This window comes from [Phormidium] sp. LEGE 05292, from assembly GCF_015207735.1.
In the GTDB taxonomy this organism is placed as follows: Bacteria; Cyanobacteriota; Cyanobacteriia; order Cyanobacteriales; family Aerosakkonemataceae; genus Floridanema.
Window position 1 is genome coordinate 1 of record NZ_JADEWG010000149.1, and the last position, 14852, is coordinate 14852.

The 14852-nt window shown below is 39.0% G+C and carries 7 protein-coding genes and 1 rRNA gene; 5 read left to right on the forward strand and 3 right to left on the reverse strand.

What is annotated here, in order from left to right; all coding sequences use genetic code 11:
- Positions 1-27: 27 nt before the first annotated feature.
- Entirely contained in the window at positions 28-981 is a 954-nt protein-coding gene (locus IQ264_RS26655; RefSeq protein WP_193984615.1) for a GDP-mannose 4,6-dehydratase, read from the reverse strand.
- Positions 982-1310: 329 nt separating this feature from the next.
- On the opposite strand from IQ264_RS26655, the gene IQ264_RS26660 reads away from it, so the two are divergent.
- The 5 genes from IQ264_RS26660 to IQ264_RS26680 all read left to right on the forward strand — a co-directional run bounded on the left by IQ264_RS26660 (position 1311) and on the right by IQ264_RS26680 (position 10585).
- Positions 1311-2117 (forward strand): alpha/beta fold hydrolase, encoded by an 807-nt coding sequence (locus IQ264_RS26660; protein WP_193984617.1) that lies wholly within the window; start codon positions 1311-1313, stop codon positions 2115-2117.
- A complete protein-coding gene (locus IQ264_RS26665) occupies positions 2102-4780 on the forward strand; it encodes an ATP-binding protein (RefSeq protein ID WP_193984620.1) in 2679 nt (892 codons plus the stop codon). Before IQ264_RS26660 ends, IQ264_RS26665 begins: the two co-directional genes overlap by 16 nt.
- The gene (locus IQ264_RS26670) at positions 4777-6726 is read left to right on the forward strand and encodes a response regulator (RefSeq protein ID WP_193984622.1); all 1950 of its coding nucleotides are present in this window, start codon (positions 4777-4779) and stop codon (positions 6724-6726) included. Before IQ264_RS26665 ends, IQ264_RS26670 begins: the two co-directional genes overlap by 4 nt.
- Positions 6727-6855: 129 nt before the next feature.
- Positions 6856-8991 carry an adenylate/guanylate cyclase domain-containing protein gene (locus IQ264_RS26675; RefSeq protein ID WP_193984625.1) on the forward strand — a complete coding sequence of 712 codons (2136 nt, stop codon included), beginning with the start codon at positions 6856-6858 and terminating at the stop codon, positions 8989-8991.
- Between the two features lie 145 nt (positions 8992-9136).
- Positions 9137-10585 carry a mechanosensitive ion channel family protein gene (locus IQ264_RS26680; protein ID WP_193984627.1) on the forward strand — a complete coding sequence of 483 codons (1449 nt, stop codon included), beginning with the start codon at positions 9137-9139 and terminating at the stop codon, positions 10583-10585.
- A gap of 66 nt (positions 10586-10651) precedes the next feature.
- Here IQ264_RS26680 and IQ264_RS26685 read toward each other — a convergent pair whose 3' ends face one another.
- Both IQ264_RS26685 and rrf read right to left on the reverse strand, forming a co-directional pair.
- The gene (locus IQ264_RS26685; RefSeq protein WP_193984629.1) at positions 10652-14428 is read right to left on the reverse strand and encodes a hydantoinase B/oxoprolinase family protein; all 3777 of its coding nucleotides are present in this window, start codon (positions 14426-14428) and stop codon (positions 10652-10654) included.
- Between the two features lie 212 nt (positions 14429-14640).
- Positions 14641-14758: ribosomal RNA gene (rrf, locus tag IQ264_RS26690) — 5S ribosomal RNA — on the reverse strand.
- Positions 14759-14852: the final 94 nt, after the last annotated feature.

Genomic DNA, 14852 nt, shown 5'->3' on the forward strand with positions numbered 1-14852 from the left:
CCCCATCTCCTTTGCCCCCCTGCTCCATTAGTTGCGAATTGCATCTACCATCATTCTGGCGATATCTTTCATTTTGTACTGAGCTTCCCAGCCAAGTTTTTGCTTTGCTTTAGCGGGATTTCCGCGACTAATGGCAATATCTGTAGGTCGGAAAAAACTGCGATCGATAATTATATGTTCGCGCCAATCCAGACCAAGATAACTAAATACTTCGGCGACAAAATCTTCTAATTTGTTTGTTTCTCCAGTGGCGATCGCATAATCATCTGGCTGTTCTTGCTGCAACATCAAGTACATTGCTTCCACATACTCCGATGCCCAACCCCAGTCTCTTTGAATAGATATGTCTCCTAAATAAAGTTTCTCGGCTTTTCCTTGGGCAATTTGGTCAGCAGTAGCGACAATTTTTTGGGTAACAAAACGCTTCGGTCTCAAGGGCGAATCATGATTAAAAAGAATCCCAGAACAAGCAAATAAATTGTAAGCTTCTCGATAGTTAGCTACTTCCCAAAAAGCAGCTGCTTTGGCTACAGCATAAGGACTTCGGGGACGAAATGGTGTATCTTCATCAGCTGCGCGATCGCCTGTATCACCAAAACATTCGCTGGAACCAGCATTATAAAATTTGATTTTTGCTCCTGTAAACCGAATGGCTTCTAATAAATTTAAAGTCCCCAGAGTAACGCTTTCCATTGTCTCTACAGGTTGCTCAAAAGATAGACCTACAGATGTTTGTCCAGCCAAATTATAAATTTCATCAGGTTTAGCTTTATTAATCACTTGTAAAACACTCCGAAAGTCACTCAAAGCCATTGATTCGAGCTTGACTAAATCCCGAATTTCTAAACGTGCTAAATTTTCAAAGTTTGAAACTTGGGCATCTCTTGATGTTCCCCAAACATTGTATCCTTTGTTTAAAAGTAGTTGAGCCAAATATGCTCCATCTTGCCCAGAAATACCACAAATTAATGCTGTTTTCATTTTTAATAACGTCTAAATTGAGATTTGCCAACTTGCTGTTACTCTACAAATATTACTACTTTCCCGTACCAAGTGGCAATTTTTTGATACTTCCCACTCTTCTAAAAGTCAACCATTTGAGTTTATTTTTGTAAAAATTGCTAAACTCGTTTATGAATATAGTGCTATATTAAATTAAAACAAAAATGATAAAATCACCTGAATTTGATTAATTACTAAATATAGCTTTTCTCTTGCCTTATGAGGTACAGCCAAGTTTTAATTTCTGTTCCCTGTACCATACAACCAATGAGAATTACTATAAATACCCTTAAAGAAATTAAGAATTTATGTTAAATAGCATTGTCCAGCGAAATAATATTGTTACCTTGGGTCAAGGAGAGCAAACTCTAGTTTTTGCACATGGTTTTGGCTCCGATCAAACCGCTTGGCGGCATCAAGTTGCAGCTTTTCAGTCATCTTATAAAATTGTATTGTTCGATCATGTGGGAGCCGGAAAATCTGATATGGCAGCTTACAGTCCGCGCCGATATAGTTCTTTGTATAGCTATGCTGAAGATTTGTTAGAATTGTGTGTCCAATTGAAGCTTTCCCAGGTAATTTTAATCGGTCATTCTGTGAGTGGAATGGTCAGTTTATTAGCTGCTTTAATTGATCCAAGTCGCTTTAAACAGTTGATTTTTCTGGGTGCTTCTCCTCGTTATGTTAACGATCGTACTACTAATTATATTGGGGGATTTGAACAGTCTGATTTAGATACACTTTATGCGGCGATGTCTAATAACTATTATGCCTGGGTTAGTGGTTTTGCACCGATCGCAATGGGAAGCCCCGAAAACCCAGAATTGGCGATCGAATTTGCCAACACCCTAGCCGCTATTCGTCCAGATATTGCTCAAGCAGTCGCTAGAGTAATTTTTCAATCAGATCACCGTTCAGAACTCTCAAAGCTGAAAGTTCCAGCAGTTATTCTTCAGTCTAATAACGATATTGCAGTTCCTTTAGTAGTTGGAGAATATTTGGCAAAGAATTTGCCACAATCTAAATTAATTAATATTAATGCTCAAGGACATTTTCCCCATATTAGTGCGCCAGAAGTTGTAACAAATACTATTGCCAAATGTTTAGCAGCTTGAGTCAACAGTTAAGCTTAAATTTTTTCAAAAAAGATGAGAAATTAGCATCTTTACCATCTTGTCATCCCGAAAAATTACCCACGTTTGAACCTTTTTTGTTAGGAGGTGCAAGCGTTTTATTGATTTTAGAAATATTTAGCGGTTGTCCTATGTTACTGTGTCTTGTGCCGCTTTTATTTACTTATTGTACATTGCGATCGCCATCGCAAACAATTAAATTTATTTTTCTTAGCATTTGGTCAGTGTTCCTGTTATTCAATGGCGATGAGTTAGTTACTCGTCAGCTAATTGTTGTGGGGATAGTTGTTTTGATCGGTCCTTTAGTGCGGCAGAGTTTGGTACAGCAGGAATGGCGATCGGCGGCGCAAAAAACATTAGCAACTCTGACCGAAGATGAAACAGCAATCAATCCTGAACAAACGCTCGCTAAAGCTTTAATTACTTTAAAAGAATTTCTTTGTGCTGACGGCGCAATTGTACTACGTCAATTAGATGAAGTGACAGCAGAAGCATTAGTTAGATTACCAACTAACGCACTTCCAGATCGGTTAACTAAGCCAGATTTATTTGCCGAAGCGATCGCCAAAAAACAATGCGTTTATTATCCGAATTATCCGGCAATTCCTAACCCAGCAACGGTTTTAGTAGCACAAGGAGTGCAATCTGTAGCGGTTTTACCTTTACAGGAAGGCGATCGAATGCGTGGTGCGATCGTCCTCTTTTGGTATGAAGAAGTAAATTTTTCCCCTAATTTACAACAGTTTCTCCAATCTTTGTTAGGTGGATTAAAAAATTTACTGCGATTTCAGGATATGAACTCGCGATTAGATAAAATTCAAGCCAGATTACGGGCGATTTTAGAAACTATTCCTCAAGGTGTGGTTTTTGTTGATGAAAGTGGCGAACAAGGTTGGCTGAATCATAACGCAGCAATGCAATTAGGACTTTCTCAAGGTGCAGTGGAACCTTATGCGATCGCGCAAGCAATGACAACTCTCCGACTCAAAGCAGATAATCAGCAAGAAATTGCCAAACAAGCTATTAGTCTTTTTACTAATCCTGAAATCGAAATTCGTGATTGGCAGTGGTTTTTTAATCAACCACAAACACAAGTATTAAGCCTTTCTAGCACACCAATTTATTTGCAAGATGTTCCGGGTCGTCTTTGGGTATTGGATGACATTACCGAACGCAAACTAGCCGAAGTTGCCACCCAGCAAGCCAAGGAAATGGCAGAAGCAGCAAGCCGCGCCAAAAGCGAATTTTTAGCCAGCATGAGTCATGAACTTCGCACTCCCTTAAACGCCATTCTCGGCTACACACAAATTCTGAAAAAAACAACTAATTTAACCGAACTACAACATAAAGGTTTAGAAATTATTCATCAAAGTGGCGAACATTTATTAACTTTAATCAATGATGTTTTAGACATTTCTAAAATTGAAGCTAGAAAGATGGAATTACACCAGAATACTTTTCAATTCCTCGCCTTTTTAGAAAACTTAGTACAAATGTTTAAAGTTCGGCTTCGTCAGGGGATTGCTTTTGTTTATGAACCAATTGCACCTCTACCAAAATATATCCACACTGATGAAAAACGATTGCGTCAAGTAATATTGAATTTATTGAGTAATGCTATTAAATTTACTGAGCAAGGACAGGTAAATTTTAGAGTTAATGTTGTCGATCGACAACCAGAATCTTTGACAATTCGATTTCAAATTGAAGATACGGGAATTGGCATTCCTGAGGAACAAAGGAAAGCAATTTTCTTACCTTTCCAGCAAGTTGGAGGAAACTCGCAACAGATTGAAGGAACAGGTTTAGGATTAGCTATTACCCGTCAATTGGTGAGATTAATGGGTAGTGAAATTTATTTGCAAAGTGAATTAGGAAAAGGTAGTTCTTTTTGGTTCGATCTAACTTTGCCAGAAACAACTAACCAAAGTGAGATGTTGCCACTAATTAAACCGAGTATTGTCGGATATAAGGGCAATGGCAAAAAAGTACTGGTAGTCGATAACCAATGGGAAAATCGTGCGGTACTGATTGATCTGTTAAAACCTTTAGGATTCCAGCTTATGGAAGCAGTAGATGGACAAGATGGACTAAATAAAGCGGCTCAATTTCAGCCTCATGTAATTTTAATGGACTTGGTTATGCCTTTAATGGATGGGTTTGAAGCAATTAGCCGTATACGAAAATCTCCCACCCTGAAAAATATTACAGTAATTGCTATTTCTGCGAGTATATTAGACTTCGATCAAGAAACAAGTCGGCAAGCAGGTTATGATAGTTTTTTACCTAAACCTGTGCGAGAAGAAGATTTATTAGAACATATCCAAAATCATCTTGAGCTACAGTGGATTTATGAAGAAAAAGAACCGGAAACACCAAATAGAGAAGAGGAAATAAAAAACAGCGAGGTTGCCATTTCTTCGATTAGTAAAAATCTTGCTCAACTTTCAGCCAAATCAGAGCTTGATATTCTTCTCGATTTAGCAATGCAGGGCGATTTACAAGGAATTATAGAATACTTAACTCAACTAGAGCAAACTGACGATCGCTGGATTCCCTGTACTACTCAATTACATCAGCTTGCTAAAGCATTTGAAGAACAGCAACTTTTAGAATTAATTCGCCACTACAGAGAACAGTTATGAGTATTTCCACCCCAGCTACTATTTTAATTGTTGATGACACCCCAGCTAACTTAAATGTTTTATTTGATTTTTTGAGAGATGCGGGATTTAAAGTATTAGTTGCTCAAGGAGGTAAAAGCGCACTTCAGAAAGTAGATTATGCTTCTCCTGACTTAATTTTGCTAGATATTTTAATGCCAGATATGGATGGGTTTGCTACCTGTCAAGCTTTGAAAGAAAAAAAAACTACTCAAGATATTCCGATTATTTTCATGAGTGCCCTTTCCGACACAGTTGATAAAGTGAAGGGTTTGCAATTAGGGGCGGTTGATTATATTACTAAACCCTTTCAACATGAAGAAGTATTGGCGCGAATTCAATTACATCTCAATTTACGAAATCTAACTCGACAAATTCAAGAGCAAAATGTTCAGTTAGAAAAACAAATTCAGGAACGCATTCAAGTAGAAACAGCACTGCGTCAACGAGAGGCGCAACTACGTTTAATCACCGATTCTTTGCCTGTTCTCATATCATACATCGACCGCAATTATTGCTATAAATTTGTTAATAGAGGTTATGAAGACTGGTTCAAATTACCTAGAGAAAACATTGAAAATAGGTATATAAAAGATTTTTTCAGTTATAGCGCCTATCAAGAAATTTTACCTAAGTTAACTCAAGCTCTTTCAGGGCAATTAGTTAAATTTGAACATAATCTCATTCGAGATGGTAGCTTACATAATCTCGACGTGACTTATGTGCCTGATAAAAATGGTGATGAAGTCATGGGAACTTATGTTTTAATTCAAGATGTAACTGAACGCAAACAGTTAGAAAGACAACTTTTGCGATCGCAACGGATGGAAAGTTTAGGAACTTTAGCTAGTGGAATTGCTCATGATTTGAATAATGTACTGACTCCGATATTAATTTCAGTGCAGTTATTAGCCATGAAACATCAAGACAAACAAAGTAAACAATGGTTGGAACTGTTAGAAAATAATACTAGGCGAGGAGCTGATTTAATTCGGCAAGTTATGCTTTTTGTGCGGGGAATGGAGGGAAATAATACTTTAATTCAACCTGCAAATTTAATTAATCAAATCAAACAAATGCTAAAGGAAACCTTTCCTAAATCCATTGCAATTTCTACCAATATTAGCTCAGAGTTGTGGGCTGTTTCTGGTGATGAAACTCAATTGCATCAGGTGTTAGTCAATCTTTGTGTTAATGCTCGAGATGCAATGCCAAATGGAGGTTTACTCAAACTTTCGGCACAAAATTTAGTTGTAGATACCAGTTATACCCAAAAACATATTGATGCTAAGATTGGTGCTTATGTTTTACTGACAGTTTCCGATACAGGAACAGGGATTTCTCCCGAAATAATCGATCGCATTTTTGAACCTTTCTTTACTACCAAAGAGTTTGGTAAAGGTACAGGTTTAGGTTTGTCTACTGCGATCGGAATCGTCAAAAGTCACGGTGGTTTTATCACGGTTTCTAGTACACTGAATCAAGGCACAGCATTTAAAGTATTTCTCCCAGCGATCGTCCCTTCAGCAACAACAACAGAAGAAGATTTAGAATTTCCTGTGGGCAAAGGAGAAACTATTTTAATTGTGGATGATGAAGCAGCTATTCGAGAAATTATCCAAAATTCATTAGAAGCTTATGGTTATCAAACATTAACTGCTACTAATGGTGTGGAAGCAATTTCTCTTTATACACAGCATCCTCAAGATATTAATGTAGTAATTGTAGATATGATGATGCCTACAATGGATGGCTCAATGGCAATTCGTACTCTTAAAGCAATTAATTCCCAAGTGAAAATTGTAGCAATTAGTGGATTAGTTACTGGTGATAAATTGTCCGAATCAACTGGAGTAGATATTGATGCCTTCTTAACAAAACCCTTTACAGCTAAAGATTTATTGATTACCTTAAATCAGGTACTATAAATCCTCTGAGACACTTTTTAAATCATAGTAAACCTTGTTTATGTTCGCTGAATACAATATTTTAGCTTATGCTGTCTTATGGTATATAGGGCTATTTCTGCGGCTTGGAAGCAAGCTTTACTTTAATTTATGCGATCGCTCACTTCTCTAAGTATCAAATCTAAACTGATCGTCATGCTGCTGGCTGTCAGTAGTTGTTCGATTTTAGTCACCGCTTATCTGGGATATCGCAGTGGGCAACTTAACCTGACAAACCGAGTATTTAACCAACTTACCAGTGTTCGAGCTTCTAAAGCATACCAGATTGAATCTTATTTCCAAAATATTCGCAATCATACCCAAACTTTGAGCGAAGATCCATCAGTAATTGCTGCCATACAAGAATTTACTTCTGCTTATAATCAACTGCAAAATGCTGAAGTACAACCAACTTTTGATGATAAATTGACAGCTTACTATCGCGATGAATTTCTCACTCGTTTGACTAAGGTAGAGGAAGGTTCACCAATTCTAGAATCTTATTTGCCTCATGCGATTGCTTCTCGCTATTTACAACATCATTATATTGCCGCTAATCCCAATCCTGTCGGAAAAAAAGATTCCTTAAATAATTCACAAGATAACAGCGAATATAGCAAAATTCATGCCCGTTATCACCCAATTTTTCGCAAAATTATTCAGAAGTTTGGTTACTACGATATGTTCCTGATCGATCCCCAGGGAAATATTGTTTATACTGTGTTTAAAGAAACCGACTTTGCTACCAATTTGGAGAAAGATGCTTACAAAGATAGTAACCTGGCAAAGCTTTATCGGATGGTGCGAGAATCTAAAACTAGAGACTATACCAAAATTGTAGACTTTGCACCTTATTCTCCTTCTTATGGAGCTCCTGCGGCGTTTATTGCTGCACCAATTTATAATCAATCTGAATTAATTGGAGTGTTAGCTTTTCAGCTTCCAGTTAATGAAATTAATAATGTAATGACAGGTAATCGTAACTGGGAAAGGGATGGTTTAGGCAAGACGGGCGAAACTTATTTAGTCGGGCGAGATGCGCTGATGCGATCGGTTTCCCGGTTTTTAGTACAAGATCCTCAAGGTTATGCTAAGACTTTGCGATCGCTAGGAGTTAGTGAGGCAGAGATCGATCGAATTAACCAATATCAAACTTCGATTTTACAACAGTATGTGCGAACAGAAGCCGTTGCAGATGCCTTAACTGGAAAGCAAGGAACGAGGATTATTAAAGATTATCGAAATATTCCCGTGCTCAGTTCTTATGCACCACTTCGCATTGAGGGATTAGATTGGGTAATCCTTTCCGAAATGGATCTTTCTGAAGCATATTCTCCCATTTATTCTTTTCGCTATCAAATCTTAATTTCAGCAACTTTACTAATGTTATTAGTGACATTGTTAGCGATGGCATTGGCAAATTTATTTGTTAAACCGATTAATCAACTTATCAGCAGTACCCGCAAAGTAGCACAGGGAAAGCTAGATGCAATTACTCCTTTACAAACCGAAGATGAATTTGGGGAACTAGCAAATTCTATCAATCAAATTGTGCAGAGTCTTCGCATTCAAAGTAATTTGGTAGAACAAAAAAATCGGGAAAATGAACAATTGTTTTTAAGTATCTTTCCAACTTCAGTAGCAAAACGGTTTCAAAGGGGAGAAAAAGAAATTGCTGAAGATGTGGCAAATGTTGCTGTTTTGTTCTCAGATTTAAGCGGTTTTTCTAAACTATCAAGCAGCTTAAGTGCTTCTGAATCTGTAGCAATTTTAAATGATTTAGTTACAGCATTTGATGAAGCTGCCGATCGCTATGGCTTGGAAAAAATTAAAACAATTGGTGATAGTTATCTGGCGGTTTGTGGACTTTCCATTCCCTATCTCGATCATGAAAAACGAGCGATCGATGTAGCACTAGAAATGTTAATGATTGTGCGGCGATTTAATCATGAACGAGGATTACAACTCAACATTCAAATTGGTGTAAACTCAGGTGATATTATTGCCGGAATAGTCGGTCGAAATCGATTTATTTACGACGTTTGGGGCGATACAATTAATGTTGCTGCTGCGCTGAAATATGCTTGTCCACCAGGCGGAATTCTAGTTTCTCACACAGTTTATCGTCGGTTGCAAGACCTTTATCAGTTTGAACCAATGACTAATATGGAAACAAATGGTAAATCAAAATTGAATGCTTGGCTATTAAAAAGTACGCTGTCACCTGTTGAAATTGGAGGTAGTTAACTACTTAAAAATATACTACTCTCTTTCTCTTTTTCTTTCCTTCGTGTCCTTCGTGTCTAATTCGCTATCGCGGATTTGAGAAAAGTGAACGAGTTGCATAATAAATCTACGCACTGTTGAGATATTTAAATTTGTGAACAATGCAATGAACAATACAACAATTGAAAGTACTTTATTAATTTGGTCGATCGCTCTTGTAGTTAGTTTCCCTTTCTTAATTATTGTTCTGGGCGAAGTAATCCATCGACTGAAGCGGCGCGGTAAACCCCTCGCAGCAACTTTGTTAGTTGTGCGGAATTTGATTTTACCCGTTCTAGTATTCATGCTATTCATGCAGCAAGTTCTCAAGCTCAATCCTAACGATAATTTAATTAAAGCAGTGCAAACTTTGCTGTGGATTTGTGTGATTCATGCTGCACTTTCTTTGCTGAATGTCATATTATTTGAACAAGCAGAAGCTAATACTTGGCGGGCAAGATTTCCTAAACTATTGGTCGATCTTTCTCGGTTATTTTTAATATTATTGGGAACTGCGATCGTCCTAGCAAGCGTGTGGAATGCAGATTTGGCAGGTTTAGTTACAGCTTTGGGTGTAAGTTCGATCGTCATTGGTTTAGCACTTCAAGATACTTTGGGTAGTGTTATGTCAGGCATTGCGCTATTATTTGAACGTCCCTTTTCTGTGGGAGATTGGTTAAAAGTAGGGGATGTTGTTGGGCAAGTAATTGATATTAACTGGCGGGCAGTACGGTTACAAACGTTCGATCGCGAAATGATTGTCATTCCCCATAAAGTAATTAGCGGAGAAACCATTCGTAATTTTAGCCAATCTTTATATCTTCAAGCACAACGCATTCAAATTGGCTTTTCTTATAGCGATCCGCCTAATTTAGCCAAGCAAGTTTTAAAAAGCACAGCATTATCAACCCAAGGCATTCTTAGCAATCCAGAGCCACAAATTTTTACTCTTTCCTACGACGATTCGAGTGTAACTTATGAAGTCAAATTTTTTATTGAAAATTATAGCGAATTGGAGGAAATTCGCGATCGCTTTATGACCAGAATCTGGTACGCAGCACAACGAAATAATCTTACTATTCCCTTTCCTATTCGGACTTTATACCATTTTCATGGGCCAACTTCGCGATCGCAAGGCACCAAAAAATTCGCTGAAAGTCTGCAATCTATTCCCGCCTTTGTCCCCCTCAACAAAGAACAAGCAAACCTAGATAACCTCTCTCAAGGAATAGTATTACACCACTTTGGAGCCGGAGAAAAAGTAGTTCAACAAGGCTATCCAGTCAACGATTTATATATCATTATTTCAGGACAAGCATTATTAACAACGACAGATGAATGGGGAACAGAACATGAAGTGCTACCCCTAAAAGCAGGAGAATTTTTTGGAGAAATGGCACTCTTTTCCGGTGAACCAAGCGCCGTTTCGGTAACTGCTCTGAACGATCTTGAAGTGATGATTATTTCTGCAAATATAGTCAATCAAATGATAGAACGCCAACCCAGTTTTGCCCGTGAAATTGGTCAAATTCTCGAAATTCGCAGAAGGGCAATTCAAGTAGTAAAACAACAATAATTGATAGGTACGTTGTTGCGCTTTAGCGCTACTAGTAGAGCGCTGAAGCGCAACAACGTACTCTGTTCAGGTAACTTGACCAAATCCGCCTCCTCCAGGTGTTTCAATAGCAAAAATATCACCGGGATGAATGAGAATTTCGGCTTTACTTTCTAAGGATTCAATGTTACCTTGATTGCGCTCAACATAATTACGACCTACTGCGCCTGATTCCCCACCTTCTAACCCAAAAGGCGGAATTATTCGATGACCAGATAAGATAGCAGCGGTCATTGTTTCCCGGAAACGAATGCGACGAATCACACCATTTCCACCATGAAATCTTCCTTTTCCTCCACTGTTAGGACGAATAGAAAACTCTTCTACTAGAACGGGAAAACGCCATTCTAGAACTTCTGGATCGGTGAGACGCGAGTTAGTCATCTGAGTTTGCACAGCATCAGTTCCATCAAAATCAGTTCCCGCACCAGAACCTCCGCAAATTGTTTCATAATATTGATATTGCTGATTGCCAAAAGTAAAATTGTTCATTGTTCCTTGAGAAGCTGCCATCACACCAAGAGCACCATAGAGAGTATTTGCGATCGCTTGTGAAGTTTCCACATTACCCGCTACAACTGCCGCTGGATAACAAGGATTTAACATACACCCTTCAGGAACAACAATTTCCAAAGGTTTAAGACATCCAGCATTTAAAGGAATGTCATCTTCAACTAAGGTGCGGAAAACATAAAGAACCGCAGCTTTACAAATTGCTAATGGTGCATTTAAGTTGGTAGATTGTTGCGGGGAAGTTCCAGTAAAGTCAATTTTAGCCGATCGCTTTTCATGATTAATAGAAACCTGAACCACAATCTCACAACCATCATCCATTTGATATTTGAAACTGCCATCTTTTAAGACATCAATCACTCGTCTTACAGATTCTTCAGCATTATCTTGAACGTGCTGCATATAAACTTGCACAGTTTCTAAACCATAATGATTTACCATGCGAAGCAATTCTTTTGCCCCCCGTTCATTAGCAGCAATTTGTGCTTGTAAATCAGCAATATTTTGTTGGGAATTACGGACTGGATAACTACCGTAAGTAAGAAGTTCTAGTAATTCTTTTTCCCGAAATTCTCCGCCATCAACTAATAAGAAATTGTCGATTAATACACCTTCCTCTTCAACTGATGTACTGTGAGGAGGCATAGAACCGGGAGTAATACCGCCAATATCAGCATGATGTCCGCGAGAAGCAACGTAGAAGAGCGGATTGGCAGATTTTTGCCTAAATACGGGCGTAATTGCTGTTATATCTGGGAGATGAGTACCTCCGTTGTAGGGATTGTTGGAGATGTAAACATCGCCCGGTTTTAGGGTATCACCTTTGGATTCGATGAGACTGCGAACACTTTCACTCATGGAACCTAAGTGTACGGGAATGTGGGGAGCGTTGGCGACTAATTGACCTTGACGATCGAAAATAGCGCAAGAAAAATCCAACCTCTCTTTAATATTCACCGAGTAACTAGTGTTTTGCAAAGTAATTCCCATTTCTTCAGCAATCGCTCTAAATAAGTTGTTGAATATTTCGAGAAGAATGGGATCGGGGACTGGGGATTGGGGACTGGTGACTGGGACATTTTCTATTTTTGATCGATCGTCTCCTCTGCCCTTTTGCTGTTTGAGAATTAAGTGATTTTTTGTGGTTAATTCTGCATTCCATCCAGGTTCAATTACATTAGTTCCAGTTGGTTCAATGATTAAAGCTGCACCGGAAATTCGATCGCCTGGAACTAAATCTTCCCGTCGATAAACTGGAGTTTTATGCCAATTACCTTTAGTATAAATTTCTACTGTAGCCACAGGTTCTAAAGGCGTGTTTCTAACTGCTGGAAGAGTCGGTTCTTGATGAGTGGTTGTTTGTCCGATCGCTTCCACAGAAACCGCTTCTACAATCAGGTTTTTATCAGACATAATAAAGCCATATCGCTGTTGATATTCCTGTTCAAACTGTTCGCGCATGACTTCTACATCGCCAAAACTTACTATAATTGCTGAATCTGTGCCTTGGTAGCGGAGATGAGTTTTGCACAAAATTTGAATCGAAGAATTATCTACTCCTTGGGCAATAATTTCTTCTTGACTTTCCGCACTCAACCTGTCTAAAATTTGTGTTAATGTAGGTATTGCATTCTCATTTAACTGTAGTTCTACTGCCTTTTCTTTGAGCGATCGCAAATCCGCCAAACCAATTCCGTAAGCAGACAAAACTCCCGCATAAGGATGAAGAAAAATTTGTTTCATCCCTAAAGCTTCAGCAATTAAACAAGCGTGTTGTCCTCCTGCACCACCAAAGCAACAAAGCGTGTATTCAGTAACATCGTAGCCACGTTGCACAGAAATTTTTTTAATTGCTGTTGCCATTTTATCAATTGCGATCGCTAAAAATCCCGATGCTACCTGTTCGGAAGTACTAAAACTCCCAGTTTTTTCGCTAATTTCTGTTGCTAATTGAGCAAATTTTTGACGCACAATCTCCACATCTAACAGCAAATTTCCTTCTGTTCCAAACACAGCCGGAAAAAATTCAGCTTGCAGTTTACCCACCATCACATTACAATCAGTCACGGTTAAAGGCCCACCTCGACGATAGCAAGCAGGGCCAGGGAAAGCTCCCGCAGATTCAGGGCCAACCCGATAACGGGAACCATCGAATCCTAAAATTGAACCGCCCCCAGCAGCAACCGTGTGAATCGACATCATCGGCGCACGCAATCTTACCCCCGCAACTTCGGTTTGATATGTGCGTTCGTATTCACCGTTAAAGTGAGAAACATCCGTAGAAGTCCCACCCATATCAAAACCAATAATTTTATCAAATCCAGCCATAGTGCTAGTTTTAACAGCACCCACAATCCCCCCAGCAGGCCCAGACAAAATGCTATCTTTCCCCTGAAACATTCGAGCATCAGTAAGTCCGCCATTGGATTGCATGAACATCAGTTTGGGGACTGGGGACTGGGAGAGTTTTGAGTTTGTAGGGGCGGGTTTAGCAGATAAGTCTGTAGTCATAGCAGAAGAATTAACAGCAAAACCCGCCCCTACAGAGTTTTTTTGCCCCTCTGCCCCTCTGCCCCTACCTTCCAACTCTGCGGCGACGCGATCGACATACCTGCGTAAAATGGGAGAAAGGTAAGCATCAACAACTGTAGTATCGCCTCGACTAACTAATTTCATTAATGGGCTAACTTGGTGAGAAATTGAAATTTGAGTAAAGCCGATTTGTTGAGCTAAATTAGCGATTTCTTGTTCATGTTTGGGGTAGCGGTATCCGTGTAAAAAGGCGATCGCACAAGAGCGAATACCATTATTGTATGCTGCTTGTAGTGATTCAAATAACTCTTGATTAATTTCCACTGGTAACAGTTCTTCTCCCTGTGCAGTGTAGCGTTCGGCAACTTCAATTACTCGCTCATAAAGCATTTCGGGTAGAACAATGTGACGGGCAAAAATGTGGGGACGATTTTGATAACCGATTCGCAAAGCATCGCGGAAACCTTTAGTAATTAAGAGGATTGTGCGATCGCCTTTTCTCTCCAATAACGCATTTGTCGCCACAGTTGTTCCCATCTTAACCACAGCAATTTCTGCTGCCGGAATAGGTTGATTATTCTCAATTCCTAAAATATCTCGAATTCCCTGAATAGCTGCATCAGTATAACGTTCTGGATTTTCCGAAAGTAATTTGTGAGTGATAATTTCACCCTCTGGACTACGAGCTACTATATCAGTAAAAGTGCCACCGCGATCGATCCAAAACTGCCAACCTCCACTAATATTTTCCTTTGACATGACGTATTTCCTCAATTGGTCAGATGCAGTTTACTAGCGGGATTGAGAGAATTTCTACTACTGTTGTAGTGACTTTTGCGACAAGTGTAGCTCAGTCAAATTGTTTACATTGATTTTAAATTACAAAGCATAGTAATGCTTGATAATAAACACAAGCAAAAGCCTCCTTTTTCAACGAAAGGAGGCTTTTGCTATAAATTGTGGAAAAAAAACCCTGGCACCTTGCTATTGTCCCAGGCAGCAACCCGCCAAGTATCTTCGCCGCAGCAACGTTTCACCACCGAGTTCGGGATGGAATCGGTGTGGTTCCATTGCGCCCACAGCACCAGGAAAACTCGTCTGTTGGGTAAAGAAAACCCAGAAGACTGCATAGTAAAAAGAGAGTTAAGAAACTAGAAGTAGAACTTACCAAATAGTATGTGTA

Excerpts from the sequence above, each read along its gene's own strand:
- IQ264_RS26665 (WP_193984620.1), top strand. The coding sequence starts at position 2,102 with ATGTTTAGCAGCTTGAGTCAACAGTTAAGCTTAAATTTTTTCAAAAAA.
- IQ264_RS26685 (WP_193984629.1), bottom strand. The coding sequence starts at position 14,428 with ATGTCAAAGGAAAATATTAGTGGAGGTTGGCAGTTTTGGATCGATCGC.
- IQ264_RS26675 (WP_193984625.1), top strand. The coding sequence starts at position 6,856 with ATGCGATCGCTCACTTCTCTAAGTATCAAATCTAAACTGATCGTCATG.
- IQ264_RS26655 (WP_193984615.1), bottom strand. The coding sequence starts at position 981 with ATGAAAACAGCATTAATTTGTGGTATTTCTGGGCAAGATGGAGCATAT.
- IQ264_RS26660 (WP_193984617.1), top strand. The coding sequence starts at position 1,311 with ATGTTAAATAGCATTGTCCAGCGAAATAATATTGTTACCTTGGGTCAA.
- IQ264_RS26670 (WP_193984622.1), top strand. The coding sequence starts at position 4,777 with ATGAGTATTTCCACCCCAGCTACTATTTTAATTGTTGATGACACCCCA.
- IQ264_RS26680 (WP_193984627.1), top strand. The coding sequence starts at position 9,137 with ATGAACAATACAACAATTGAAAGTACTTTATTAATTTGGTCGATCGCT.